Origin of the sequence: Micromonospora vinacea, assembly GCF_015751785.1 — a bacterium.
Taxonomy (GTDB): domain Bacteria; phylum Actinomycetota; class Actinomycetes; order Mycobacteriales; family Micromonosporaceae; genus Micromonospora; species Micromonospora vinacea.
In genome coordinates this window covers 5,877,180-5,901,905 of sequence record NZ_JADOTY010000001.1, presented here as the reverse complement: position 1 = coordinate 5,901,905, position 24,726 = coordinate 5,877,180, and the positions used below count along the sequence as shown (strand labels likewise).

18 protein-coding genes and 1 pseudogene are annotated in these 24,726 nt (G+C 67.8%); 11 read left to right on the top strand and 8 right to left on the bottom strand.

The genetic code is table 11. The features are described 5' to 3' along the window. Positions 1–13: 13 nt before the first annotated feature. Together IW249_RS27715 and IW249_RS27710 are read left to right on the top strand one after the other, a co-directional pair. Entirely contained in the window at positions 14–580 is a 567-nt protein-coding gene (locus IW249_RS27715; protein ID WP_307788726.1) for a hypothetical protein, read from the top strand. A gap of 73 nt (positions 581–653) precedes the next feature. Next, positions 654–1,205 (top strand): dihydrofolate reductase family protein, encoded by a 552-nt coding sequence (locus tag IW249_RS27710; protein WP_196923445.1) that lies wholly within the window; start codon positions 654–656, stop codon positions 1,203–1,205. 7 nt (positions 1,206–1,212) lie between these two features. Here the strand turns inward: IW249_RS27710 and IW249_RS27705 are convergent, their stop codons facing one another. Next, complete coding sequence (locus IW249_RS27705; protein WP_231392672.1) at positions 1,213–4,257, bottom strand: AfsR/SARP family transcriptional regulator; 3,045 nt, start codon at positions 4,255–4,257, stop codon at positions 1,213–1,215. A gap of 312 nt (positions 4,258–4,569) precedes the next feature. Here IW249_RS27705 and IW249_RS27700 point away from each other — a divergent pair, with 312 nt between their 5' ends. Next, a complete protein-coding gene (locus IW249_RS27700; RefSeq protein WP_196923443.1) occupies positions 4,570–6,423 on the top strand; it encodes a pectate lyase-like domain-containing protein in 1,854 nt (617 codons plus the stop codon). Positions 6,424–6,478: 55 nt separating this feature from the next. On the opposite strand, the gene IW249_RS27695 is transcribed toward IW249_RS27700, so the two are convergent. Both IW249_RS27695 and IW249_RS27690 read right to left on the bottom strand, forming a co-directional pair. After that, positions 6,479–6,688, bottom strand: a complete 210-nt coding sequence (locus IW249_RS27695; RefSeq protein WP_196923442.1) for a hypothetical protein — start codon at positions 6,686–6,688, stop codon at positions 6,479–6,481. 99 nt (positions 6,689–6,787) lie between these two features. Then, positions 6,788–8,095, bottom strand: coding sequence for a glycosyltransferase family 2 protein (locus IW249_RS27690; protein ID WP_196923441.1), 1,308 nt, complete (start codon positions 8,093–8,095; stop codon positions 6,788–6,790). Between the two features lie 299 nt (positions 8,096–8,394). Here IW249_RS27690 and IW249_RS27685 point away from each other — a divergent pair, with 299 nt between their 5' ends. Together IW249_RS27685 and IW249_RS27680 are read left to right on the top strand one after the other, a co-directional pair. Next, positions 8,395–9,447, top strand: a complete 1,053-nt coding sequence (locus IW249_RS27685; protein WP_196923440.1) for a GDP-mannose 4,6-dehydratase — start codon at positions 8,395–8,397, stop codon at positions 9,445–9,447. A gap of 124 nt (positions 9,448–9,571) precedes the next feature. After that, entirely contained in the window at positions 9,572–11,959 is a 2,388-nt protein-coding gene (locus IW249_RS27680) for a galactose-binding domain-containing protein (RefSeq protein WP_196923439.1), read from the top strand. A gap of 511 nt (positions 11,960–12,470) precedes the next feature. Here IW249_RS27680 and IW249_RS27675 read toward each other — a convergent pair. Genes IW249_RS27675 through IW249_RS27665 form a run of 3 tightly spaced genes read right to left on the bottom strand, consistent with a single transcriptional unit; the run spans position 12,471 to position 16,080 of the window. After that, on the bottom strand, positions 12,471–14,420 hold the full coding sequence (locus IW249_RS27675) for a DUF3732 domain-containing protein (protein WP_196923438.1): 1,950 nt from the start codon (positions 14,418–14,420) through the stop codon (positions 12,471–12,473). A gap of 5 nt (positions 14,421–14,425) precedes the next feature. Further along, positions 14,426–14,896 (bottom strand): three component ABC system middle component, encoded by a 471-nt coding sequence (locus IW249_RS27670; protein WP_196923437.1) that lies wholly within the window; start codon positions 14,894–14,896, stop codon positions 14,426–14,428. Further along, positions 14,893–16,080 carry an ABC-three component system protein gene (locus IW249_RS27665; RefSeq protein ID WP_196923436.1) on the bottom strand — a complete coding sequence of 396 codons (1,188 nt, stop codon included), beginning with the start codon at positions 16,078–16,080 and terminating at the stop codon, positions 14,893–14,895. Before IW249_RS27665 ends, IW249_RS27670 begins: the two co-directional genes overlap by 4 nt. 398 nt (positions 16,081–16,478) lie before the next feature. Here IW249_RS27665 and IW249_RS27660 point away from each other — a divergent pair, with 398 nt between their 5' ends. Genes IW249_RS27660 through IW249_RS27650 form a run of 3 tightly spaced genes read left to right on the top strand, consistent with a single transcriptional unit; the run spans position 16,479 to position 20,295 of the window. Further along, the gene (locus tag IW249_RS27660) at positions 16,479–17,726 is read left to right on the top strand and encodes a dsDNA nuclease domain-containing protein (protein ID WP_196923435.1); all 1,248 of its coding nucleotides are present in this window, start codon (positions 16,479–16,481) and stop codon (positions 17,724–17,726) included. Then, complete coding sequence (locus tag IW249_RS27655) at positions 17,711–18,331, top strand: hypothetical protein (RefSeq protein ID WP_196923434.1); 621 nt, start codon at positions 17,711–17,713, stop codon at positions 18,329–18,331. Before IW249_RS27660 ends, IW249_RS27655 begins: the two co-directional genes overlap by 16 nt. Next, positions 18,328–20,295, top strand: coding sequence for a coiled-coil domain-containing protein (locus tag IW249_RS27650; protein ID WP_196923433.1), 1,968 nt, complete (start codon positions 18,328–18,330; stop codon positions 20,293–20,295). The genes IW249_RS27655 and IW249_RS27650 overlap by 4 nt, the downstream gene beginning before the upstream one ends. Here the strand turns inward: IW249_RS27650 and IW249_RS34515 are convergent. Next, positions 20,255–20,428, bottom strand: a pseudogene (locus IW249_RS34515) (NUDIX domain-containing protein); the annotation flags it as partial. The gene IW249_RS27650 and the pseudogene IW249_RS34515 sit on opposite strands and share 41 nt — an antisense overlap. Positions 20,429–20,923: 495 nt before the next feature. Here IW249_RS34515 and IW249_RS27640 point away from each other — a divergent pair. The 3 genes from IW249_RS27640 to IW249_RS27630 all read left to right on the top strand — a co-directional run bounded on the left by IW249_RS27640 (position 20,924) and on the right by IW249_RS27630 (position 23,827). Continuing rightward, positions 20,924–22,243: a helix-turn-helix domain-containing protein gene (locus IW249_RS27640; RefSeq protein WP_196923432.1), complete on the top strand. Its 1,320-nt coding sequence runs from the start codon at positions 20,924–20,926 to the stop codon at positions 22,241–22,243. Between the two features lie 143 nt (positions 22,244–22,386). After that, the gene (locus tag IW249_RS27635) at positions 22,387–22,566 is read left to right on the top strand and encodes a hypothetical protein (RefSeq protein ID WP_196923431.1); all 180 of its coding nucleotides are present in this window, start codon (positions 22,387–22,389) and stop codon (positions 22,564–22,566) included. Further along, entirely contained in the window at positions 22,553–23,827 is a 1,275-nt protein-coding gene (locus IW249_RS27630; protein WP_196923430.1) for a helix-turn-helix domain-containing protein, read from the top strand. The genes IW249_RS27635 and IW249_RS27630 overlap by 14 nt, the downstream gene beginning before the upstream one ends. Here IW249_RS27630 and IW249_RS27625 read toward each other — a convergent pair. Beyond that, the gene (locus IW249_RS27625; RefSeq protein ID WP_196923429.1) at positions 23,817–24,683 is read right to left on the bottom strand and encodes a metallophosphoesterase family protein; all 867 of its coding nucleotides are present in this window, start codon (positions 24,681–24,683) and stop codon (positions 23,817–23,819) included. The genes IW249_RS27630 and IW249_RS27625 overlap by 11 nt on opposite strands. Positions 24,684–24,726: the final 43 nt, after the last annotated feature.

Below are 24,726 nucleotides of genomic sequence, written 5' to 3'. Positions count from 1 at the left end.
TTATCCTGCGCCGGTGGAGGTCGCGGCGCAGGGTGAGCGGTTGGCCGCGGACCTGGGTCGCTGGCTGACCGAGGTGACCTTCGTCGACCTGGACACCGACGAGGTCACCGCGCGGGTGATCGACTCGGTGGTGCGGTGGGCCGAGGCCCAGGGCTGGCGGGTCTACCGGCGCGCGCCGAGCGTGTTGCCGTTGCCGCCGCCGCTGGAGCAGCGGCACTCGGTTCTCGACGTGGCGTGCGCCCGCGCCGATGGTCCGCCCGTCGTGGTGGAGGTCGACCACACCGACCGGGCCCGTACGGTGCAGAAGCTGCGCGCGGAGGCGGACGCCGGCCGGATCCCGATCTGGGTGCGGTGGGGTGTCGGGCGTTTCACCGCGCCGCCACCGCCGGTGCGGATGGTGACCGTCGAGGTGACCCGGCGGGCCGGTCCGGCCGGGCGTGGGCGTCTGCACAGTCGCGGCGGTGACCGCCCCGCCCCGGCCCACTCGAGCAGTGGCGGCACGGTGACCCCGCAGGCGCTCCCGATCCCGTCGACCGACCCGGCATCGGGCCCGGCCGACGGCGCGGGTAAGGCCACCTGAAGCGAATCGTAAGCGGGCTCCGGCAGAGTTCTGGGTGTCACCGGAGAGCACGACAGACACCCAGGAGATCCCGATGCGCAAGCTCATCAACTCGACCTACATCACCCTCGACGGCGTCATCGAGAACCCCATGTGGACCGCGCCGTACTTCGACGAGGAGGCCGCCAGCCTCGCCGGTGCGCAGACCGAGGCGGCCGACGCGATGCTGATGGGCCGGGCCACCTACGACGGCTTTTCCTCCGTCTGGCCGAACATGGACGAGAGCGACCCGACCACCGGCGCCGCGTACTTCAACAACGTCAAGAAGTACGTCGCCTCGACCACCCTGTCCAACCCCACCTGGAACAACACGGAGGTGCTCCAGGGCGATCTGGTCGAGGCGGTCACCGCGCTCAAGGCCCAGGAGGGCAGGAACATCATCCAGTACGGCTTCGGCTCGGTCACCGCCCAGCTGATCCGGGCGGGCCTGGTGGACGAGGTCCGGTTCTGGATCCACCCGGTGCTGGAGGGCGGCCCCAGCCTCAGCGCGCCGCTGACGGACGTCAAGGGGTCGTTCGACCTGGTCGACACCCGGGTGCACAAGAGCGGCGTGATCGTCGCCTCGTACCAGCCGAAGACCTCCTGAGCACCGGTCAGAGCTGGGCCCGGGCCTCGCCCGGGCTCAGCTGCGCGCCCTCGGCGAGCAGCGCGTCGAAGCGTTCCGGCCCGAGTTCCGCCCGCAGGCGTGCTGTCGTCCGGTCGGTGTCGTCGCGTTCGGCCGGTGCGGCGGGGGACTGGGTGGCGAGGCGGGCGGCGGCCGCGGCGCCCAGCAGTCGGGCGGCGACCTCGGGGGAGCGCACCGCTGCCGCCATCCCCTCCAGGGGGCCGACCGCGTCCCGCATCGTCGCCATCGCCTCGGCGACGTCGAACGCCTCGACGTGCAGGGCCAGCGCGGCGTCCGGGTCGCCGCCCTGCTCGACCGCGTATCCCAACTCCACCAGCACCATCGGCAGGTAGAGCGCGGGTTGGCTCTCTCCCCGGCCCAGGTCGGCGAGGTGGCTGAGGTGGGTGACGGCCAGGTCGAGCTTGCCGTCGCGGCGGGCGGCCAGCCCGAGGCTCATCTCGGCGAAGATCAGCGCGCCGGGCGAGCCCTGCTCCACCGCCAGTCCGTACGCGCGCTCGGCCAGTTCCCGACCCTGGGTGTAGTCGCGGGTCTGCACGGCGAGCCAGGCCAGCCAGGACAGCTCCGCGCAGACCTGCGGCCACAGCGCCAGCTCCTCGGCCCAGCGCAGCCCCTCGCGGTGCAGCGCGGCGGCGCGCTCGTGCTCGCCGCGCATGTCGGCCAGCCCACCCACCCACTCGGTAGCCCGGAGCCGACCCCACCGGTCGCCGAGGTCGGCGAAGAGCGCGGCGCTGCGGGTCGCGGTGCGCTCCAGGGTGGCCTGGTCACCGTTGGCGTGGGCGATGTGGGCCAGGGAGGTGAGCACCGCGGCCTCGGTCCACGGGTCGTCGGCGGCGGCGGTGGGCAGCAGCTCCGACACCAGGGTCAGGTCGCCGTGTTCGATCACCGCGTTGGCCGCGAACCAGGCGGCGTGGCTGTTCGGGTCGGCGGCCACCGCGGCGCGCACGTAGTCCGGAGCGACAACCTCACCCTGTGACAGGGCGAAGCCGACCCGCCAGGGGGCCGCGCGGGCCTCCTGCTCCGGGTCGCCGGGCACGGCCAGGGCCCGCCGTGCCTCGGTGAGCCGGCCGCGCAGGAACCAGTACCAGCTCAGCGCGACCGCCAGGCGCAGCCCACCACCGTGCGCCAGCGCCGAGCGCAGGTTCGCCAGCTCGGTGTCGAGCAGCGCCAGGCACCGTTGCTGGTCGGCCCCGCGCAACCCGGGGTCGGCCCGCTCGGCCAGCTCGGTGTAGTAGGCGGCGTGCCGCTCGCGGACCTGGTCGGCGTCGGTGAGGCGTTCCAGGCAGAACGCGGCCACCGATTCGAGTAACCGGTAGCGGGGGGCCGCACCGGAGTCGTCGAGCACCACCAGCGACCGGTCCACCAGCCGGGCCAGGGCGTCCAGGTCGGTTCGGCAGACCTGTTCGGCGGCCTCCGGGGTGCAGCCGTCCGGGAACACCGCCAGCTGGGCGAGCACCACCCGGTCGGACTCGTCGAGAAGGTCCCAGCTCCAGCCGATCACCGCAGTGAGCGTCCGCTGCCGGGGTGGCACGTCCCGCTGCGCGGTGGTGAGCAGCCGGAACCGGTCGTCGAGCCGGTCCACCACCCCGCGTACGCCCAGCGCGCGAACCCGGGTCGCGGCCAGCTCCAACGCCAGCGGCAGACCGTCGAGGCGGCGGCACAGCTGGGCCACAGCTGTCGCTGTCTGCCGGTCGAGGTGGAAACCGCGCTGCTGCGCGGCGGCGCGGGCGACGAACAACCGGGCCGCCGCCGAGCGCCGGACCGCGTCCAGGTCACCGTCGTCCGGCACCGGCAGCGGGGGTACCTCCCAGAGCAGCTCACCGGTCAGCCCGAGTGGCTCTCTGCTGGTGGCCAGCACGCTGACCCCGGGCACGTCGCGCCGCAGCCGGGCAACCAGCTCGGCGACCGGTTCGATGACGTGTTCGCAGTTGTCCAGCACGAGCAGCAGCTGCCGGTGCCGCAGGGCCGTGACCAGCCGGTCGGCGGGGGACACTGTCGTTCCGGCGGCCTCGTGGGCGCCCAGCGCGCCGAGCACCTGTTCGGCGACGCGTGCGTTACCGGCCGGGAGTGGGGCCAGCTCGATGAGCTGCACGCCGTCCGGATAGGACGCCGCGCGGGCCGTCTCGGTGGCCAGCCGGGTCTTGCCGACGCCACCCGGTCCGACCAGTGTGACCAACCGGTGCCGGGGCAGCAGCGCGCCCAACTCGGCGAGCGCCTCGTCGCGCCCGACCAACTCGTCGAGCGGGGCCGGCAGGTTGTTCCGGATGATCGCCGCCTTCGGCGCGGCGTTCAGGCCGGCGTCCTGTTCCAGGATCCTGCGGTGCAGCGCGACCAGCTCCGGGCCGGGGTCGAGGCCGAGCTCCTCGGCGAGCCGGGCCCGCAGGTCGGCGTAGCTCTCCAACGCCTCGGACTGGCGGCCGGCCGCGTACAACGCGCGCAGCTGCACCGCCCGCAGGCCCTCGCGCAGCGGATGCTTGGCGACCAACTCGGCCAGGTCCGCAGCCACCAGGTCATGCTCACCCCGGGCCAGCCGGGCCTGCGCCAGCCGTTCCTGCACGACGAGGCGCTGTTCGGCGAGGCGGGTCGCCTCGGCACGCACGAACTCGGCGTCGGCCACGTCGGCGTACGGCTCGCCGCGCCACATCGCGAGGGCCTCGGTCAGGCGCTCGACGTCGGCGCAGCGGGCCAGCTCGTCGAAGCGGCCGACGTCGACCGCGTCGACCCGCAGCAGGTAGCCGGGTGGCCGGGACTCGACCAGATCGCGGGCGCCGGGCTCGGCATCGTTGAGAGCCTTGCGTAGCTGCGACACCCGCACCTGGAGGGCGCCGGCCGGGTTGGCGGGGGGGTCGTCACCCCACAGGTCGTCGATGAGACGGTCCGCCGAGACCACCTGGTTGCGGTTGGCCAACAGGTCGGCCAGCAACGCCCGTACCTTCGTGCCGGGCACCACCACCGGCTCGCCGGCGTCGGTGGTCACGGCGAGCGGCCCCAGCACCCCGAACTGCACGGCGGTCATCCTAGTCGCGGGGAGCGACATCGACCCATTGCGCGATCTTGCACTTTCTGCGGCGACATAAGGCGAGGAAGCCGCATAACGGCCGCACAAAACGCAAGATCGCGGGGATGTTGACGAACGCGGCTCGCGTCGTGGCACCCGGCGGCCCGAAGTGCGCCGTCCGTGGTCATGGCGCGCGGCCGCTTCACCGGGTAGAAACATGTCAACCCCTTCCGGTCCGGCCCAACCTCCGACCGCAGGGGTCAGAGAGCGCTCTCACCGCCCCCAGCTGCGCCGGAAGTACGCCTCCGGCCAGCGGAGAGGACGAACCACATGACAACCCCGTCCCGACGTACCCTCATCCTTGCCCTTCTGGTGGCCACCACGGTCGCGACGACCAGCACGGCGGCCAGCGCCGGCCGCCCGTCGCACGGCGCACCCGACTTCGGCCCGAACGTGACGATCTTCGACCCGTCCATGCCGCTCGCCGAGATCCAGCAGACCCTCGACGCGGCGCACGCCCGGCAGGTCGACAACGAGATGGGCACCGAGCGGCACGCCTACCTGTTCAAGCCGGGCACGTACGGCACGGCCGCGCAGCCGTTGCAGGCCAAGGTCGGCTACTACACCGAGGTGTCCGGCCTGGGCGCCTCGCCCACCGACGTCACGGTCAACGGCAAGCTGGAGGTCTACAACCGCTGCCTGGCCGACGGCGGCACCGGCAACTGCCTCGCGCTCGTCAACTTCTGGCGCACCCTGTCCAACCTCTCGCTCACCATCAACGCCGCAGGCCAGGACGACTGCCGGTCGTCGGCGAACTTCTGGGCGGTCTCCCAGGCGGTGTCGATGCGCCGACTGAACATCGGCGGCGGCGGTCTGTCGCTGATGGACTACTGCACCGCTGGGCCGCAGTACGCCAGCGGTGGGTTCATCGCCGACTCACGACTGCCGGCCACGACGAACGGCTCGCAGCAACAGTGGCTGACCCGCAACAGCGAGGTCGGCAGCTGGTCCAACGCCGTGTGGAACCAGGTGTTCGCGGGGGTCGAGGGCGCACCGGACGACGCCACGTTCCCCGACCCGCCGTACACCACACTGGAGACCACCCCGATCAGCCGGGAGAAGCCCTACCTCTTCGTCGACGGCAAGGGTCGCTACCAGGTACGGGTGCCCGCCGCGCAGCGCGACAGCCGGGGCGTCTCCTGGGCCGACGGCATCACGCCGGGGCGCACCGTCGGGATCGGTGACTTCTTCATCGCCAAGCCGTCCGACTCGGTGCGCGTCATCAACAGCCAGCTGGCGCGCGGCAAGCACCTGCTGCTCACCCCCGGCACCTACGACATCGCGCGCAGCATCGAGGTCCGGCGTCCGAACACCGTCGTGCTCGGCATCGGGCATGCCACGCTCACCGCAGTGGACGGCGCGATTCCGCTGGACGTGGCAGATGTTCCCGGGGTGATCGTCGCCGGTGTCACGATCGACGCTGGCCTCGTCGAGTCGCCGGTGCTGCTGCGGGTCGGGCGCCAGCACGGCCGCGACGCGAGCAGCCCGCACAACCCGACCACGCTCTCCGACGCGTACTTCCGGGTCGGCGGCCCGCACATCGGACGGACGAACACCGCGCTGGAGGTCAACAGCGACAACGTGCTCATCGACCACACCTGGGTGTGGCGCGGCGACCACGGCGTCGAGGGTTTCACCGAGGGCGTCAACGGTGACACCGACCGCTGGCGGACCAACACCGGTCGCTACGGCGCCGTCATCAACGGCGATCATGTGACCGCGACCGGCCTGTTCGTCGAGCACTTCCAGCGCTACAACACGGTCTGGAATGGCGAGCACGGCACCACGATCCTCTACCAGAACGAGCTGCCGTACGACCCGCCGACGCAGGCCGACTGGATAAATGGCGCGGTCGAGGGCTGGGCCGGGTACAAGGTCGGTGACCGGGTGCGTCATCACACCCTGTACGGCGGCGGGGTGTACGTGTTCAACCAGAACAACCCGTCGATCCACACCGAGAACGGGTTCGAGGTCCCGAACCGGCCGGGGGTGCGGCTGCACCACATCATGACCGTCAATCTCAGCGCCGGCACGATCGACCACGTGGTCAACGGCGTCGGGGACGCGGCCGACATGACAAAGGTCGGCGCCCCGGTCTACCTGACCGAGTACCCGACCCCGTAGCGGGATCGGTCGTACCGACGGGGCCGGAGCCATGCTGGCTCCGGCCCCATCGCGATCAGCGGGGTGGCGTCGTCGGGGTGGTCGGCGCGCGGTGCGACCGAACCGGTCGGGCGTTGGCGAGCACGAGGAGGAACGCACCCGAACACAGCACGCCGATGGCGGCAGCCAGGCCGACCGGCTCGGGTAGCAGGGTGACCACTGTGAGCACTCCGCCCAGCCCGGCGCCCGCGAGCGGCACACTGGGCGCGACGACCGGCACTCTCATCGCGGCAACCCCACCAACAGGGAGCGCAGCTGGGCACCTCGTGCCGACCAGTTGTTGCGGGTGGCGACCTCCCGGCGTCGGGCGGCGTCGTTGGTGTGCTCAGCCACGGCCCGACCGTTCCATCGGTCGTGGCGCGTCGGCGGGCAGCAACTCGTCCTCGCCGAGGCGGCCGAGCACCGGGCGGGCGCGCTCGTCGTCGAGTCGCAGCAGGCGGGCACCGGCGTGCCGGTCCAACCAACCCCGCAGCGCGCCGGCCGCGATCCGCCGGTTGATCCAGTTGACCAGCGGCACCACGTCACCCAGCGGCAGCGCGGTCGGCGCGACGGCGTGCCAGGCCGCCGAGCCGATCGGCGTCACCTCGCACCGCCAGCGCGGCCGGCGTCCCGGCGGGTCGACGACGAGCAACCGTTGCCCGGGCGCCAACTGCCCCAGCACGGCCGGATGCCCGTCGACGGACCAGCGGGTTCGGCTGAACAGCACCACCCAGTCGCGGGTGTCACCGTCGGGCAGAGGGCCGACGTCGCCGCGCAGCGCGGCGAGCAGGTCGCCCAGGCCCAGCGGTACGGATCGACCGAACAGTCGCTTGACCAGGTGGTCGGCGAGCAGCACGGCTCGGAACACCGGCAACCGGTACCGGGGCTGGGTCATCCGCAGATACCCGACCAGGCTGCCCAGCAGGTGTCGAGAGCGGATGGTCGGCCCGAGCAGCCGGCAGGACGCGCCACGGCTGTGCGTCACCACCGCGTCCGGAAGCATCCACAGCTCGTGCCCGGCCTGGTCGAGCTGCCGCGCGAGGACCGCGTCGTTCCAGTAGACAGGGAACGTCTCGTCGAAGATGGTCTGCTGCCCGAGCACCGTGCGGCGCAGCAGCACGCAGCTGCCCGAGGCAAGTTGCCGGGGACGGCTGAAGTCCTCGCCGCGCATCTGGAACCGGTGCAGCGCCTGGCGGAACCCGGGCAGTCGGCGCAACGCGGTCACCAGCGCGATGGTGGCGGTAAAGCTGGGCTGTCGGACGTAGTGCTGCTGGAAGGTGCCGTCCGGGTTGAGGTACAGCGGGCTGACCCCTGCGACGTCCGGCCGCTCCCGCAGATGGTCGACCATTCGGGACAGCGCGCCCGGGTGCAACCGGATGTCGCTGCTGAGCAGCAGGATCAGCTGCCCGTTCGCCCGTCGGTACGCCTGGTTCACGGCGGCGGCGAAACCGTTGTTGTGCTTGTTGCGGATCAGTCGAACCCGGGGTTGGTCGGCGAGCAGGTCGGCTGAGCCGTCGGACGAGCCGTTGTCGACGGCCACCACCTCGTAGTCCAGACCGGGATCGGCTGTCGACGCCAGCGACTCCAGGCACTGCCGGGTCTGCTCGCGGGTGTTCCAGCTGACCAGCAGTACTGACAGCAGCGGAGCGGTCATCACGCCACCGCCTGGTTGTCGCGGTGGCGGACCCGGAGTTTCTCTCAACACGCCGTCCTCCCTCTCCGTCCGGTGCTCCCAGGGCATGCCGGCGGACACCCCCCGGGGGAGAAAGTACTAGTCGTAAAGGACGAACAGTGATGAATGGGCCAAACGGTCTTTTCCCCACTAAATTTCGCGTATCCGTGCAAGCCATTCAGGCTTATCGTCCGTTTGGTGGCCTTTGGTGGGCTACGGTCGTATCCGGCCGTCCGGTTGCCGCAGCGGGCCGACCGTTCCGTCGTTCCAAGGAGTCCGACATGGACCTACCCGTTACCGCCGTCGGTGTCGGCCCGCCGACGGACCTGATTCCCGGACGCGTGCTGGTGACCGGGGGCGCCGGCTTCATCGGCAGCCACGTGGTCGCCCGGCTGATGCTGATGGGCAGCCAGGTCCGGGTGCTCGACAACTTCTCCACCGGGCGGATCGAGAACCTGGCCGACGCCGCGATCGGCGGACTGACCGAGGCGGACGTCGTCTCGGGTGACATCCGTACGCCGGAGGGTGTCGAGGTCATTCACCAGTGGCAGCCGGACGTGGTGGTTCACCTCGCCGCGCAGCCGAGCGTTCCCGCGGCCCGGCGTTCACCCCTGTACGACGCCGACGTGAACGTGTTCGGCACCGTCAACGTGCTGGACGCCTGCGCCCGCGGCGGGGTGCGGCTGGTGATCAACGCGGCCAGCAGCGCCATCTTCGGCAGCGTCGCGGCCCACGACCTGCCGGTCCGGGAGGACCATCCGATCGCCCCGGTGAGCCCGTACGGCGTCAGCACGGCCGCCGGCGTGCACTACCTCGACTGGTACGGGCGTGAGCACGGCCTGTCGTACACCTCGATGGTGTTCGGAAATGTCTACGGGCCCCGGCAGGAGGGCGGCGACTGCGGCGTGGTGTCAGTGATGGTCGATGCGCTGCTCGGCGGCCGGCAAGTGGTGATCCACGACGACGGCACGCAGACCCGGGACTTCATCCACGTCAGCGATGTCGCCGAGGCGATCGCCGTCGCCTGTCACCACAATGGTGTGGGTATGGTCAACATCGCCTCGGGTCGGCAGACGAGCGTCAACGAGGTGTACGACACGGTCCGGGAGGCGTCCGGCGTCGACAACCCGGCCTGCTACGAGCCGCTGCCCTGGCCGGGCGAGGTGCGCAACATGGCGCTGGACACCAGGAAGGCGCGAGAGTTGCTCGGGTGGCACCCGAAGATCGGCTTCACCGAGGGCGTACGGATGACGGTGCGCGACGCCCGCCGCCGCCAAGCTCCGAGTCAGATCCTGTCCCCGGTGTGGGCGTTGGAGCGGGCCGTCAGCCGCTGACACCCCAGCGTGTAATTCCCGTCATCTGACCGGGATTTTCATCGATCAGTCTAACTCTTGCGGGTCGGCATCCACTGCTGCCACGATGGCCGTCAATGCCTTCCGTCCCGAAGGAGTGGTCCTCATGGCGGTCTCCCGCCGCAGGTTCGTCACATCGGTGCTGGCCGGGTCCGCCCTCGCCACCGCCTCCACCACCGAGCTGCTCACCAGCATGTCCAGCCCCGCGCACGCCGCCAGTCCCCCCGGGGACGTGGTCGGCAAGGTGACGGTTGGCTACCAGGGCTGGTTCAGCGCCCCCGGCGACGGGGCGCCGATCGGCGGATGGTGGCACTGGGGCCGCGACCGGTTCCAGCCGCCCTCACCCTCCAACACCACAATCGTGTCCTGGCCGGACATGCGCGAGTACACACGCACCTATCCCACCGCGTACCCCAACCTGGGCAACGGCCAGCCAGCCACCCTGTTCTCCTCGTACGACCAGCAGACGGTGGACACCCACTTCCGCTGGATGCAGGAGAACGGCTGCGACACCGCCGCGCTGCAACGGTTCAACCCGATGGGCGACGAGGGCCCGACCCGCGACGCGATGACGCAGAAGGTCCGCTCCGCGGCCGAGCGCCACAGCCGCAAGTTCTACATCATGTACGACGTCACCGACTGGCTGACCTTCCAATCGGAGATCAAGACCGACTGGACGACGAAGATGGCGGCGCACACCGCGTCCTCCGCGTACGCCCGGCAGAACGGCAAACCGGTCGTCTGCATCTGGGGCTTCGGCTTCAGTGAGCCCAGTCGACCCTTCACCCCGGGCCCCTGCCTGGAGGTCATCAACTGGTTCAAGGCCCAGGGCTGCTACGTCATCGGTGGCGTACCCACCTGGTGGCGGCAGGGCATCGAGGACTCCCGCCCCGGCTTCCTCGACGTCTACCACGCGTTCCACGCGATCTCGCCGTGGATGGTCTACCGGGCCAGGACCGTGGAGGAGCTGGACTCGTACTACAACAACGTGAACGTCGGCGACATGGCCGACTGCGCGGCGCGCGGCATCGACTACCTGCCCTGCGTGATGCCCGGCGACCTCGCCGGGGGGCACCGCAAGCACGGCGACTTCTACTGGCGGCACATCTACAACATGGTCCGGCTCGGCTCCCAGGGCCTGTACGTGTCCATGTTCGACGAGTACAACGAGGGCAACCAGATCGCCAAGACGTCCGAAACACAGGCCACCACCCCGGCCGGCGCGAACATCCGTGCCCTGGACGAGGACGGCGTGGCCTGCTCCTCCGACTACTACCTGCGGATCACCGCCGACGGCGGCCGGATGCTCAAGGGGCAACTCGCACTCACCGCCGTACGCCCCACGCCACCGATGGTCGGCACCCCACCACCGGCCACCGGCAACCTGGCCGCCGGCCGATCCACAGCGGCCAGCAGCCAGGGCGGCGGGTTCCCGGCGTCGAACGCGGTGGACTCCAACGCCGGCAGCTACTGGGAGAGCGGCGGCGGCTCCTTCCCGCACTGGTGGCAGGTCGACCTCGGCGCCAGCCACCCGGTCAACAAGCTCGTGGTGCGACTGCCCGCCGGCTGGGACGCGCGCACCCAGACCATCACCGTGCAGGGCAGCGTCGACGGCAACTCCTTCGCCACCATCGCCGCGGCCTCCGCGTTCACCTTCGACCCGGCCACCGGCAACACCGTCACCCGCACGCTGACGACCACCACGGCCCGCTACGTCCGCCTCAGCATCAGCGGCAACACCGGCTGGCCGGCCGCCCAACTCGCCCAGGTCGAGGTGTACGCCGGAAGCACCGTCCCGGACAACCCGCCGAGCGCGCCGAGCGGCCTCACGGTGACCGGCAAGACGTCGACGAGCGTGTCCCTGGCGTGGACGGCGTCCACCGATGACATCGGGGTCACCGGTTATCAGGTACGCCAGGGCGGCACCGTCGTCGCCGCCGTCACGGGCACCACGGCGACAGTGAGCGGGCTCAGCCCGTCGACCGCGTACACCTTCACGGTTGTGGCCCGCGATGCCGCCGGCAACACCTCCGGCGCGTCCTCGGCGGTCACCGTCACCACGGACGCCGCGGCCAACGCGGACCTCGCCCGGGGTCGACCCACGTCGGAGAGCAGCCATGTCCAGAGTTACGGGTCGGGCAACGTGGTGGACGGGGACGCGAACAGCTACTGGGAGAGCGCCAACAGCGCGTTCCCACAGTGGGTCCAGGTCGACCTGGGTTCCTCGCGCACTGTCGGGCGGGTGGTGCTGAAGCTGCCGCCGTCGTCCGCGTGGGGCAGTCGGACGCAGACCCTCGCCGTGCAGGGCAGCACCGATGGGGGGAGCTTCGGGACGCTTGTCGGATCGGCGGGGCGGACCTTCGACCCGGCCAGTGGTAACCAGGTGACGCTGACGTTCAGCGCTGCGCAGGCGCGCTACGTGCGGGTCACCGTCACCGGCAACACTGGGTGGCCCGCTGGGCAGCTGTCGGCGCTGGAGGTCTACGCCAGCTGATCGGACTTGTTGGGCGGCCGCCGGACGTCGCCGGCGGCCGCCCATCGCGTCGCGCGGGCGCAAGCTGCACCTCGCCAATGTCCTCGTCATTGTGGCCCGGCCAGCCCCGAGGGCCGTGGTCGCCGGCAGACGGGACGGCAACAGTTTGCCGCTGGCCTTTCGTCCTATTGTCAGCCTGAATGGCGGTGTCTCGGCCGTGATCGAAGCGAGCAGGTTCCGCATCGCAGTGATCGTGGGTGGCCGTGGGGAGCGGGGCCATCTTCCTAGTCGTTGCCCTGGCGGCGATCGCCTTCGGGGTCGCATTGACCGCAAGCTCCGGCTGATCCGCGATCATCGTGCTGTGCTGAGGATCGGGGGTGGCCTAATCGTTCTCGTTGCGTAGCGTTTGGCGGTGGGTGAGCGGTTGGATCCGGCGCAGTGGCGCTGCAGCTTGCCGGTCTCGCTCGCTTGGCCAGCGCCTGGTCACGTGATCAGGGCAGCGGTGCTCGGCGTAAAGCGATACGGACCGGCCTCATTGATCGAGTGTCAGCGCGTCGATCCATTCCGAGGGAATCAGTGCGGAACTCCTCCTCCAGTTCTGGCGTACAGCGTCTTGGAACCAGGGCTCGGGCAGGTTGGCGTGATCGCAGACGATAATCTGCATCTGGGGCGTCAACTCAGCAATGACATCGCGCATAAGCTCGAAGAGTCGGATCACGGCATCGCGGTCATTGCTGGACTCGCCCTCCTTCTCCTCGATATCCGACGGATAGTAGGCCTGTGTGGGTTGATCGAGCATGAGGAAGTGGGGCACCGGTCGGCCTTGGAGTATAAAGTACCGGTGTAGCGCTAGGTGTGTGACAACGTGGTATCCGATCCAACTCTCTGCGCTGCCGATGCGTGAGAGCGGAACGATGCCTTTCTCGGTTCCGATAACCACCTCGAGATTCTTTATATCAAGGTGTATTCCGTTATCAGAGTGGGCCAGCCCTAAGCGGCGTGCCCAGCGGGTAATATCGGCCTCAATAGAGAGTAGTCGCGAGTTAACCTGTCGCTGCTCTTCTTCAGGGTCGAGTTCATCGATCAGTCGTTCGATGTCTTGTCGGGTCAATTCGGCGTTTACTCGAAGCGCATTGAGGGTGTCGTCGTCGCCGAACAGGCGAAGACGGGTGAGGTAAAAGTCGATGCGTCCTTTGGTGAAGGCCTGATCTTCCCTTCGACTGCGTTGGGCGCCGACCGTCGCTTCGGCGGCGCGGACGCCGGCCAGCACCGCGTCAAGTCTGCGCAACTCCAGCCGGACATTATCTGAGCGGCGGTCCAGTTCACTCAGTGCGGCCATGCGGCGGGGTTGGGCTGTCTCAGCTGCGCCTAGCTGTTCGCGGAGGTCAACGAGTGTCCGCTGGAGGTCGCTGATTTCCGGGTCTGGTTCAGCCAGGCCGCTGCCGCATAGCGGGCATGTGTCAGCGCCGATACGGTCGTCGGGCCGCATCAGCTCTAGGCTTTCTAGGCGGCCGACGCCTGATCGGACGGCGGCTTGATATTCCAGAGACCGATGCTCGTGATCGGCCAGCAGCGCTCGTTGCTCGCCGAGGGTTCGCAGTTGCACGCGAAGGTCATCGCATTGCTGTTCCAGGTCGGGACGGCCGTCGCCGCCGTTGTCCGCTGACGCGCCGTCCGTGGGTGGGCTCTCGAGTGCTGCCGCCAAGGCGTCGAGAGCTGAGTCGCGTCCGCTGGCTTCTGCCGTGGAAACGAGCCCCTTAAGATGGGCTTCGGTAAGCAGTGCTCGAAGGTCGACGTCGACGTCGCTGTAGAGCTTCTCCGCGGTGACCAAGTCGGCTTCCAGGCGGGCCATCTTGCGGCGTGCGGCTTCGAGTTGTCGGTGCTTGAATGCTTGATCGCCGCGATCGGCACCGAGGAAGTAGGGCAGAGTCTCTCTTAGCGCCTGTCTAATCCATATCTCGTCTTGGCGATGAAACAGACGATCGCGGTTGCCGATCTCACTCTGGCTCTGAAGACACATCAGAAGTGCGTGACCAAGATTGGCCACCAGGGTGCCTTCCTGTGCAGACGCATGGAGAATGTGCAGGTTTTCACCGATGCCGATGAGCTGGCCTACCTGTTCCCTTACAGTGGCCGAGTCCGCATTGATTGTCAGGTCGCCGAAGTCGGGCGGTTGCAGGTCGCCGCCGAACTCGAGCATCGCTTGTTGTGTGGATGCGTGGCCGGGCCGGGGAGCTGGGCGGCCCACGAAGGCCCGTGTAGACGGCAGCTGGAGCAGCACAGCGTACCAAGCCACAGTGTCAGAAACTGGACCGATCGGTATGGCAATATCGTTGCGGCCCATGCAGAACTCGACGATTTCGAGCAGAGAGCTCTTGCCGGTCGCAGACACACCGGTGATGATGTTGAGTTCGCCCGGGTTTAAAGGGACGACACGCTTCTGCCCCGCTCGGTTATAGAGCACAATCGCCAGTAGATTCATTGTAATCAGGGCTCCACGCCAAGGATGGCGAAGATGGTGGATGGTTGATCGATCTTGGCTAACCAGCGTCCGACCAGTCGTGCGCTGGTGAGTAGTTCGCGCAGCTCCGGGTTGCGGGCCCGGCCGATGGAGCCGATCAACGCGCCAGCCTCGAGCGTCAGCACGCCTTGACGAAGTCCGAAGCGTAGACCTTCCTTTATCGTCGGGGCTGCTTCCTTGGCGCGAGCAGCGAAGCCGGCATGAAGCACAGCATTACGCGACAGCCAGGTCGCTAGGTGGGTAGTCGTGCTTCTCGGCAATGCGAGGCGGGTGCTGCGATGCAGAACCATGGGCCCTACGATGAAAGAGAGTGGCCACGCCATCGGTCGGTGCCGCTCGGAGCGGTAGGCAATTGCCGCAGTAGCTAGCGTTGCTGAGACCAACGCAGGGTTGAGGTAGGCAGCCGACACCTGCGGGCGATCGTGCCACACCGTCATTTGCTTGATGCCCGAAGAAGCGTATCGACTCGATCCGCGAAGTCTGGATGCCATCCGACTCGTCCTGAATCGGCCAATTCGTGATGCTTGCCGCGACAGAAAAAGACTTCGCTGTAGCGCTCCCGCACCCGAATGTCCGTGCGATCGAGCGCCTGGCGCAGAATCTGTCGGCCGGCTCGTTGCTTGACTGTCTCGTCGGGGTCGGCCGGAAGTTCGGCCAAAGCCCAGTGGTACGAACGTTTCCACTCGTCGCGCAGCCGAGTCTCGAACGTTTCCAGCTCCTTGACGCTGATCAAACTGTCATCGACCCAACGAGCGGTCTGCGCGAATGCCCTGTAGTAGTCGATCACTGCCATCTGAATGAGCGTCGGCGGAGTTCCAACCCACTGCAGCTGGTGCACGAAGCACCGATCTAGGTACGACCCTTCCTCGGCCGGGGTGAACTCTTCCGGTGGAGCCACGGTCGGCAGGTTACCCCGCGTGAACTGGTCTCGAAGATCGTCGACCACGATTGCGACGTCCAGGGCGCTGACGCGGTGGGCGCGTCCGCACAATAGGTCAACGGCTTTGGCATGCCACCATGCCCACAGCAGGCCCATGAAGGTGTCTTCGTGCCCCCGGGGCAAGGCCCACCGCAGCGCCCGTCGCACATCGATGTCAAGGTCGGCGATGCCCGGTGCGGCGTCGAGAAGCTGAATTCGGCTCACGAAGATTGCACGTACCGCCGGGTCCAGGTCGAGGAACCTTCGCCGGGCGACCCGGCTCGCCTCAGCTGTCGATTCGGAGGCGGCGACTTCCAGCAACTCGATGGCACGCCTCACATCTCGATCCCGCGGTCGCAGTGCGGCTGCTGCACTCTCAGGCGATGCAATCTGGGTCGTGACAATCGTCAAGGCAGGGCCGTCCGAGTCACCCACGGCCTGGGTATCCATCCAGGCCCCAATCGTGCGCCAGATATCAATGTCCTTATCGCCTAAACTGCGACCTTTCCGGACGTGATGTTTTATCTGCAAAAGCTCCGACGGAGTCCCATGCTCTTCCCACGCGACATCGTCGTGCAGCTCCAACGTGATCGCCGCGTCCGGTCGCTCGTCGGACCTTCGCAAGAGCTCAAGTAGAGGCCACTGCGACTGATAGAGGTAACCCAGCGCTGATGGTGCGGCGCTGTGCGGAGACGACGGCACGCCTCGAAGTCTGTCGAATCGGGGCGACCATGTCCAGAGCGCCGTAGGCGGAACGCATCGTTGGCCGCTCGTTCGACGGCCTAACCGCGGGCGTCTGCGCTGACGTCTAGATCGTCGGTACATCCGACGGATCAGCAGCTGATTACCTTGCTCCGGCACCCGCAGAGATCCTTGAAAAGTTGTGGACCGTGGCGAGATCGCCAACGTGGCCAAGACGGCTGACACGCTGGCACGAGGCAGGCCGGGCGTCCATGAAGGAGCGGCCGAACGGTTCGAGGACAGCTCCGGGCTGTTGACCTCGCTGCGTGACCGCTAGCATCGTTTCCTCAGCGTAGTGCGGCGGGCACGCTGGGTTGTCTATGGTTCGTTGCTGCCTTTATCGGTGGAGGTTCATCCGGGTGACTGACGCAAAGCAGCAACAACCGATCCCCGGCCTCGACGTGCTGACCAGGGTAGCTGCCGTCGAAAGCGATCCCACAGGACTCGACACCTTCGCCCGCTACCGATGGCAGGCCAAACAGGTTGTACGGCAGTGGCTGACGTGTCTCAGAGAACAAGATCGACCGTTGTTCTTAGCCTGCGAACACGTCGAGGACCTCACTCTGATCTACGCGGACAAAGTCCGATTCATCCAGCTCAAGACTCGTGACAAGGGCTCTTGGAGCGTCGCCGCCATGAACGATCGCGGCCTCGACGCTCTCGCCCGCTCGTATGTCGCGGCTCGCAAGAAAAGGGTGCACGAGCTTTGCACCTTTGAGCTCTGGTTCGAAGGTGCGACCGCCGGAAAAGCCGACACTGAAGACTTTGTACGAGACCCGCGATCCGCTGGCGATGAGGTGCGAAAAAAGCTCGTCGCGCACAAGATCCCCCGGGGCTGGGTCGACGACTTCCTCCAACGCCTCGTCATCGAACCAGACCAGCCCACGCAGGCTCATATCGACGCTAAGGCGATGTGGGAACTGCACGCCCTCTGGCCATCGCTGTCTCACCCAGAGGTCAAGGTCCTATACGAGCGGCTACTGACCGCCGCAGAAGCCGCGCAAACAGCACGAGAAGAACAGCCGCCGTCAATCCAGGCGATCCTCAGCGCAGCCCTTCCCCACCTCGGATCCGACCTACCCGAACCGCACGAACCCGCAGGGCAGGCCATCGCACCGATCCGCGACCAAATCCTCAGCCGCGGCATGCTGCTCAGGATGACCCCGCCGCAGCCCGGCGCGTCCCAGCAGCAACTACTCGCACGCATTTCTGCCGGCACCTCCGTCTCCCTCATGGAACTGAAAATGACGGCGGCCGGTGCAAGCCGCCCGCTCATCGCCAAGATGCAGGAGATGCGGGCCGACATGGAGGTCGAGCGCCAGCTGATGCTCGCCAGCCGCGACAGCGCCGAAGACGACCTCGAGAAGTTGGCGCGACGAATCCTACGAATGGCCGAAGCAACCGCAGCCGACGTCGAGCTGGCCGCGGTCACCAATCCCGCTGCGGCGGGCCGTCCAGCCGAGGCAATCGCCAACGCCCTGCTGTCCCAACCCGCACATCTCGCTCACTGCGACCGGCAGAACATCTTTGACCGCGACGAATTCTTCGTGTTCGGCTACCTCGGCCACCTATCCGATACCTGCCGGTTCGGATGGCGCGCCTCGTGATCCCTCAACCCGCCACGGCAGCCGCTCCACCGAACTGTGTCCCGCCACCGCCGGGCATCCCCGATGACGAGTCACCCCGGGCCCGATTTCGCCCTTCCCGGGAGGCCGAAGCGCGGATTCTTCTGCTCATCGACGCTTTCAGCCGTAAGAACAAGACCCAAGAACGCTACCTCGAGGGCCGGATCAAGCTCGCGAAACTCGACTTCCTGCTGCGCTACCCCCGCCATCTACGCCAGGTCTTACTCACCCACGGCGCCAACCCGGCGCAAATCGCGGGCATCGACCCCGACGAAGCGCCACTCGATGCCCGAATGATGCGCTACCGCTACGGCCCCTGGGATCCCTCCTATTACGCGGTACTCGGATCCCTCATCGGCCGCGGCCTCGTCGACGTCAAACCACTCGACAAAGGCTTCGGCTACCGCACCTCCGTCGCCGGCGCCGACCTCGCCGCTGCCATCCGCGCCGACGACAGCTTCGACCCCATCAACCAGAGACTGACTCTGTTGCGCCGGCACCTGGACAGAAGCGGCAACGTGCTCAAGAACTATCTCTACGAGATTCCCGAGATCGCCGACGCTGCATGGCACGAGGACCTGACGTGAACCAGCCCACACCGCCGCAAGACGGAGTTGACACCGAGCCGATCTACCCCCACCGTCTCGAACTTCTGCAGGTCAACCTCGTTGGCGCAGGCCGGGACGTCACCTTCAACCCAGGTCTTAATCACGTCATCGGTGACATCACTACCGGGAAAACCACCTTCGTCCGCCTGATCCGCGCGCTACTCGGCACCATGCCCGACGACCTGCCCCCAGAAGTCGGTCATGTTCAAGCCATCCGCGGGCACGTCGCCCTCGGCAACCGCACCTGGCAGATATATCGGCCACGCACCACCACCCGTGATGCCCTCGTCGAGATCAGCGAAGAACACCCAAACCCCGGCCGCGAATCCATCGCAGTGCGCCTGCCCGTCGCCGGAGCCGAGAACAGCTACAGCACGTTCCTACTCGACCAACTCCAGATCCCGGCAATCCACGTGCCCCGAGCCCGCAGCGAACCCAGCGGAGCCAACACACCAGTCACCATGACCGACTGGCTCGGCTACTGCATCATCACCGGCGACGAACTCGACACCGAAGTCTTCGGCCACAAACGAACCTGGCGTGACGCAAAACGCCGCTGGGTGTTCGAGATTGCCTACGGCTACTACGAGCCAGAACTCGCACTGCTCAACGCCGAACTTCGCCGGATACAGCTGCAACTCGAATCCCTCCGGCACGACGCCGAAGTCCGCGCCACCTTCCTCAAGGACACCGCCTTCGCCGACCCTGCGATCCTCGAGTTCCAACTCGCCGACCGAGCCAACGCACTCGAAGAAGTCCGCGAAGCCCGACGTACCCTCGGCACGGCAGCCGGCGACGTCCCCGGCGTCCAAGAGCTCCGTCAAACCCTGCTTGCGACACGCACGCGACGCGCAGACATCGCCGACAGGCTGACCCGCCTCGAAGGACAAATCAAGGACCTCACCGACCTTCACCGGCAGCTGACCAGCCAGTCATCCCGGCTTACCCGCGCCATCGTCGCTGGCGAGTGGCTCGTCGACTTCGACTTCATCGTCTGCCCTCGCTGCGGCAACGACGTCGAGCCAGCCCGCACAGACCCGCACCTCTGCTACCTCTGCCTTCAAACGCCCAGGCCCGCAGCCTCACCATCGGAACTTCTCACCGAACAAGACCGCATCGCCAGCCAAATCACCGAAACCAGCGAGGTCATCGAAGGCCGGCGCCGCGCGCACGAACGCCTCTCCCAGCAAGCAGCTCAGCTCGACGAGACCATGGCGGAGCTCTCGGCCAGCCTCGACCAGCGAACTCGAACATTCGTGTCCGACCGCTCGGCGCAAATCGAGTACTACTCGGCACGCCAAGCCGAGATCGAAGCCGACATCAGGCGACTACGCGAATACGCCGACCTGCTGCGCCGCCACCAGCAGCAACTGCAAGGCCGGGAGCAGCTCGAAACGAGGCAGGAGGAACTGATCGCCCGCATCCACAGCCGCGAGCTATCCCACACCGACGCTGAAGACAACGTTAAAGCTTTGGAACGACGAATGCTCGAATATCTGCGGGAGCTTAACATCCCCGATCTAGGTCAGGAACTGACCGTACGGATCAACCGCGATACATACCTACCAGAGGTGTCAGGGCGCAGATTCGACGAGCTCTCCAGCCAGGGATTGAAAACCCTCGTCAACATCGCGCATGCACTCGCGCACCACACCGTGGCAATCGACAGAAAGCTTCCGTTGCCTGGCCTCCTCGTCCTAGATGGCATCTCCGCGAACAGTGGGCAAGAAGGCCTCAGCCTCGGGAGAATCCGCGACGTTTACCAGCTGTTGCGGAACGTGGCGACCCAGGAGCCCTACAAGGAAGCTTTGCAAATCATCGCCGTTGACAACGAACTCGCCCGCGACATCATCGTCGACTTCGTCCATCGTGTCGCCCTGCCGTTGAGCCAAGAGGACCGCCTTATTCGAATACCCAAGCCGCGGCTCGAGGAACAGGTCTAAAGGAGTAGGTCATCGAACAGGATCGACCGAAGAGTGACAGGGCACCCGCCACCACGGAGATCCCCAACTCCTCACGGATCTCACGGGCGCAGGCGTCATGTGGGTATTCGCCCTCGTCGACATAGCCGCCGGGGAAGGCCCAGTGGTCGCGTTACGTGGGTTTGACGAGCAGCACGTTGCCGGCCGCGTCAGTGATGGACGCCGCGGCTTCGGCGTAGAAGGAAGCCAGGTTGGCGTACCACGTGGCGGGCTCCGTCGAGGTCACCTAGGTGACGGTAGCGCCCAGAGGTACGCGTCGAGCGGCATCGTCGACGGTGATCTGAGCAGCTACTGGTAGAACGCCAACAGCGCGTTCCCGCAGTGGATCCAGGTCGGTCCGGGCACCGCGCATGATCGGGCGGGTGGTCCGCTTCCCATCACTTGGGACCGACCGCGGTGATGATCGACTCGGCTTCAGTGAAACTCGGAGTGTCCTGGTCACTCAGACGCCCCGATTTCACTGATCCCACGTTGATCTGAATCGGAGGGCTGGCAACGGGCGTACGCATCGTTGCGATCGATGTACTGTCCGAAGTGGTGGTCGTCCGTGCGGCCGCCGCCGATCGGAATGCCACTTCCGGGAGCCGTGATGCCCGCGTCTGCCGCACTCTTCGCCGAACAGCTCCGCGCTCTGATGAGAAAGCGTGGAGCCAGCTATCGAACGCTCGCCTCGCAGACCTTCTACAGCAAGAGCTATCTTCACGATCTCGCGAGCGGTCGGAAGCCGCCGACCCCGACAACCGCCCAACGCCTGGACGCGGCGTTGGAGGCGGGCGGGAAGTTGGCTGTGTTCGCCGATGAGCCGGGCACCGGCGAGCCATGGGCAGTCGATGGCGGGGCGCAGTGGTCGCGGCGTGATGCGGAGCGTCTGGCCAACCTGCTGACAGCGCAGGCCCCGGATCCGGACAACGCCGCCGCGCTGGCCCATCAGTGGCTGATAGCTGAGCCGCCGCAGCGGTATGAGCTGAGCGCAGGTCGACGGGTCGGGATGAGCACGGTGACACGAATCGAGAGTCGAGTTCGTCAACTCCGACGGCTGGATGACCACGTCGGTGGCGGGGAGACGCATGCGCTGGTCGCCGCCGAGTTGGTTGCCACCGCCGAACTACTTCGGGAGGGTAGCTACTCCGAGGCGGTCAACCGCAAGTTGCTCCACGTCGTCGCGGACCTGTGTCAACTGGCCGGCTTCGTTGCCGAAGACTCCGGCAGGATCGCCGAGGCACGCCGGCATTACTTGTCCGGAATGCGGGCCGCGCATGCCAGTGAAGACGCCGCCAGCGCAGCGAACTGCCTGAGCAGTCTGTCCTACCTTGAGGCGGGCATCGGGGATCGGCGGGAGGCCGTCACCTTGGCTCGCTCGGCGTACGTCGGTGGGCGGCACGCAGCCGAGGCCACGGGCCAGGCTCTGCTGCTGGAACGGGTCGCTTGGGCGCACGCCCGCTTGGGCGAAACGAGCCTTGCTGAAAGGGCGCTCGGGCAGGTCGGGGAAATCTATCCGCAATGCGACCTTGATCAAGCTCCGTCCTGGGCGTACTGGCTGACCCAGGACGAAGTGGAGGTCATGGCGGGGCGAGTATGGACGGAGCTGCGTCGACCACTGCGGGCGGTGCCCATCCTGGAAAGCGCCATTGCTCGCTATGGCGACGACTTTCCCCGGGAAACGTCGCTGTACCTGAGCTGGCTCGCCGAAGCCCTCTTTCAGGCGGGAGAGTTCGAGCAGGCGGCGGTAACAGCCGGACGATCTTTGAGTCTTGCTCGCCGGGCGCAGTCGCCGAGGGCGGTAGAGCGTGTCGCTGAACTGCGTCGCATCGTGGCCGCCGCTGCCGGCGAGACCAGTGCGGTCGCCGAGTTCCTGGAGCTGTCCGCCGACCTGTCCGCCGCTAGTGGCGGACACGCTGGCGGACAATAGCGGACGCGATCCGTGTGGATTGTGCACTTTGACCGTCACAAGCTGTCACCTAGGTATCGCTGTGGCCACTCGGGGGCGCGGCGAGCCGGGCGCGGCAAACTCGGCCCCTGTCTGACGTCGCGCCCCGGGCCGGAAGGTGGGGGATGAGCAGCACAAGAGGCAGCCAGGGTGGCGAGTCAGAGAGCAAGAGCGAACAGGTAGAGGCGGCCGAGCGGGAGGCTGCCAAGCAGCGCCTCCTGGCGCAGGCCGAGACGGAGCGCGTTCCCGTGGAGGACACGACCCGCGCGGTCCCGGACCGGCGGTGGCGTCGTGGCCAGCGATGACGTGCCGATCGGTCGGAGGGTGGCGCGGTGGCGGGTGCGGCGGTCGATGACGCAGCAGATGCTGGCCGACCGGTTGCGCAGGTCGAAGAGTTGGGTGGACAAGGTGGAGCGGGGCGTGCGCGCCCTGGACCGGTACTCGGTGATCCAGGAGTTGGCCCACGTCCTGCGGGTAGACCCGGAGGTGCTACTCGGCCAGCAGCGGCCACCGCCGGCCGGCCCTCCGGGCGGCGTGGACGACATCCGGGCCGCTCTCGCCCGCTACGACACCCCGCAAGTCAGGGAGGAGACAGACGAGCTGAGAAGGCAGGTCGGGTACGCCTGGTTGAGCTACCAGCACGCGCACTATGGGCAGGTGGTGCGGGTGTTGCCGGGTCTGCTCGACGCCGTCCAGGCTGCGCGGTCACTGGAGTTGCGGGTGCAGGCGTATCGGATCACCTCGTCGCTGCTGGTGAAGCTCGGCGAGGCAGACCTCGCCTGGCTGGCCGCCGACCGGGCAATGTCCGCTGCCGGCGATGACCCGATCCTGGCGGCTACGGCCGCTATCTCGGTAGCACAAGCGCTCCGCGCCTTAAACCGCGACCGCCTAGCCCTGACAGCGGCCCTAACCGCCGCGAACCGCATCCTCCCGACCCCCTTTGACGGGAATGATCATGAGGTTGGCGGGCTTCGGGGAGATCAAACCGCCCGTCAACCTCATGATCAACGAGGCGAGGGCGAGGGCGAGGGCGAGGGCGAGGGCGAGGGTGCGCCCGCGCGGCAGCGACCGCCGGGGGAGTGGGCAGTGCGCGGGACGCTGCTGCTTCAGGCCGCCCTTGCCGCCGCTGGGTGCGGCGAGCACCGCCGCGCCGATGAGCTGACCGAGCGGGCCGCGGGCGTTGCCGCCAGCCTGAGGGGGTATGACGATCCGCACCGCACCAGCTTCGGGCCGATCGCCGTCGAGTTGGCTCGGGTGATGGTGGCGGCGCATCGGGGTGACGCCGCCGAGGCGCTGCAACGGCACTCGACAATCGTGCGGCGGGAGGGGTGGCGGCGATTGCCGGCCGAGTACCGGGGCGCTTACCTGGTGGATGTCGCGCGGGCGTACCTCCAGGTGGGTGACCTGCGCGGGGCGGCCCGCGCGCTTGTCGACGCGGACAGCACCGCGCCGGCCGAGGTTCGGTGTCGGCCTTTGGCGCGTACCGTGATCGCCGATGTTGCCCGCGCGCAGCCGGCACCGGCGGGCGTGGCGCGACTGGCCACGGTGGTCGGCCTCATCCGTTGACGGACGAGCGTCGGCGCACGTCGTCCGCCGGGTAGATGGTGCGCACCGGGTCGGGTACCGGCCCTCGGGGCTGCCACTCGCGGGGGTAGCCGAGGGAGACCTCCTCGAAACGCACCCCGTCGTGGAACGTGGTGCGGGGGATGTGCAGGTGCCCGTAGACCACTGTGGCGGCGTCGAAGCGCAGGTGCCAGTCGCTGGTGCGGACCGTGCCGCACCACTGGGCGAAGACCGGGTAGCGCAGGACGTCGGTGGGTTCCCGCACCAGCGGGTAGTGGTTGACAAGCACCGTCGGCAGCGCCGTGTCGCGTTCGGCCAGCCGGCGTTCGGTCTCAGTGATCCGCGCGTCGCACCACGCCTCCCGGCTGGGGTACGGGTCGGGGTGCAGCAGCGCCTCGTCGGTGCACACCACCCCGGCGGCGTACGCCAGGGCCAGTGACTCCTCCTGGCTGCGCGCCTCCGGCACCCGGAACGTGTAGTCGTAGAGCACGAAGAGCGGCGCGATGGTGGCCGGGCCGCCGTCGCCGTCCCACACCGGGTACGGGTCCTCGGGGGTGACCACCCCCAGCCGCCGGCACATCCGCACCAGCTCGTGGTAGCGCTCCTCGCCGCGCAGCGTGACCGGGTCCCGTGGTGGTGTCCACAGCTCGTGGTTGCCCGGTGCCCAGACGACGCGTGCGAACCGGCTGCTCAGGAGCCCGAGCGCCCACTCGATGTCGGCGAACCGGTCGGCGACGTCCCCGGCGACGAGCAGCCAGTCGCCCTCGTTGTCCGGGTGCAGTTCCTGCACGAACGCGCGGTTCTGCGGGTGCCCGACGTGCAGGTCGCTGACGGCCCGCAATCGGGGCGGAAGTTTCACCCCCCGAGGTTAGGACGGCACGGGGGCGTCACGGAACCTCTGC

Excerpts from the sequence above, each read along its gene's own strand:
- IW249_RS27710 (WP_196923445.1), top strand. The coding sequence starts at position 654 with ATGCGCAAGCTCATCAACTCGACCTACATCACCCTCGACGGCGTCATC.
- IW249_RS27705 (WP_231392672.1), bottom strand. The coding sequence starts at position 4,257 with ATGACCGCCGTGCAGTTCGGGGTGCTGGGGCCGCTCGCCGTGACCACC.
- IW249_RS27700 (WP_196923443.1), top strand. The coding sequence starts at position 4,570 with ATGACAACCCCGTCCCGACGTACCCTCATCCTTGCCCTTCTGGTGGCC.
- IW249_RS27695 (WP_196923442.1), bottom strand. The coding sequence starts at position 6,688 with ATGAGAGTGCCGGTCGTCGCGCCCAGTGTGCCGCTCGCGGGCGCCGGG.
- IW249_RS27690 (WP_196923441.1), bottom strand. The coding sequence starts at position 8,095 with ATGACCGCTCCGCTGCTGTCAGTACTGCTGGTCAGCTGGAACACCCGC.
- IW249_RS27685 (WP_196923440.1), top strand. The coding sequence starts at position 8,395 with ATGGACCTACCCGTTACCGCCGTCGGTGTCGGCCCGCCGACGGACCTG.
- IW249_RS27680 (WP_196923439.1), top strand. The coding sequence starts at position 9,572 with ATGGCGGTCTCCCGCCGCAGGTTCGTCACATCGGTGCTGGCCGGGTCC.
- IW249_RS27675 (WP_196923438.1), bottom strand. The coding sequence starts at position 14,420 with ATGAATCTACTGGCGATTGTGCTCTATAACCGAGCGGGGCAGAAGCGT.
- IW249_RS27670 (WP_196923437.1), bottom strand. The coding sequence starts at position 14,896 with ATGACGGTGTGGCACGATCGCCCGCAGGTGTCGGCTGCCTACCTCAAC.
- IW249_RS27655 (WP_196923434.1), top strand. The coding sequence starts at position 17,711 with ATGGCGCGCCTCGTGATCCCTCAACCCGCCACGGCAGCCGCTCCACCG.
- IW249_RS27640 (WP_196923432.1), top strand. The coding sequence starts at position 20,924 with ATGCCCGCGTCTGCCGCACTCTTCGCCGAACAGCTCCGCGCTCTGATG.
- IW249_RS27635 (WP_196923431.1), top strand. The coding sequence starts at position 22,387 with ATGAGCAGCACAAGAGGCAGCCAGGGTGGCGAGTCAGAGAGCAAGAGC.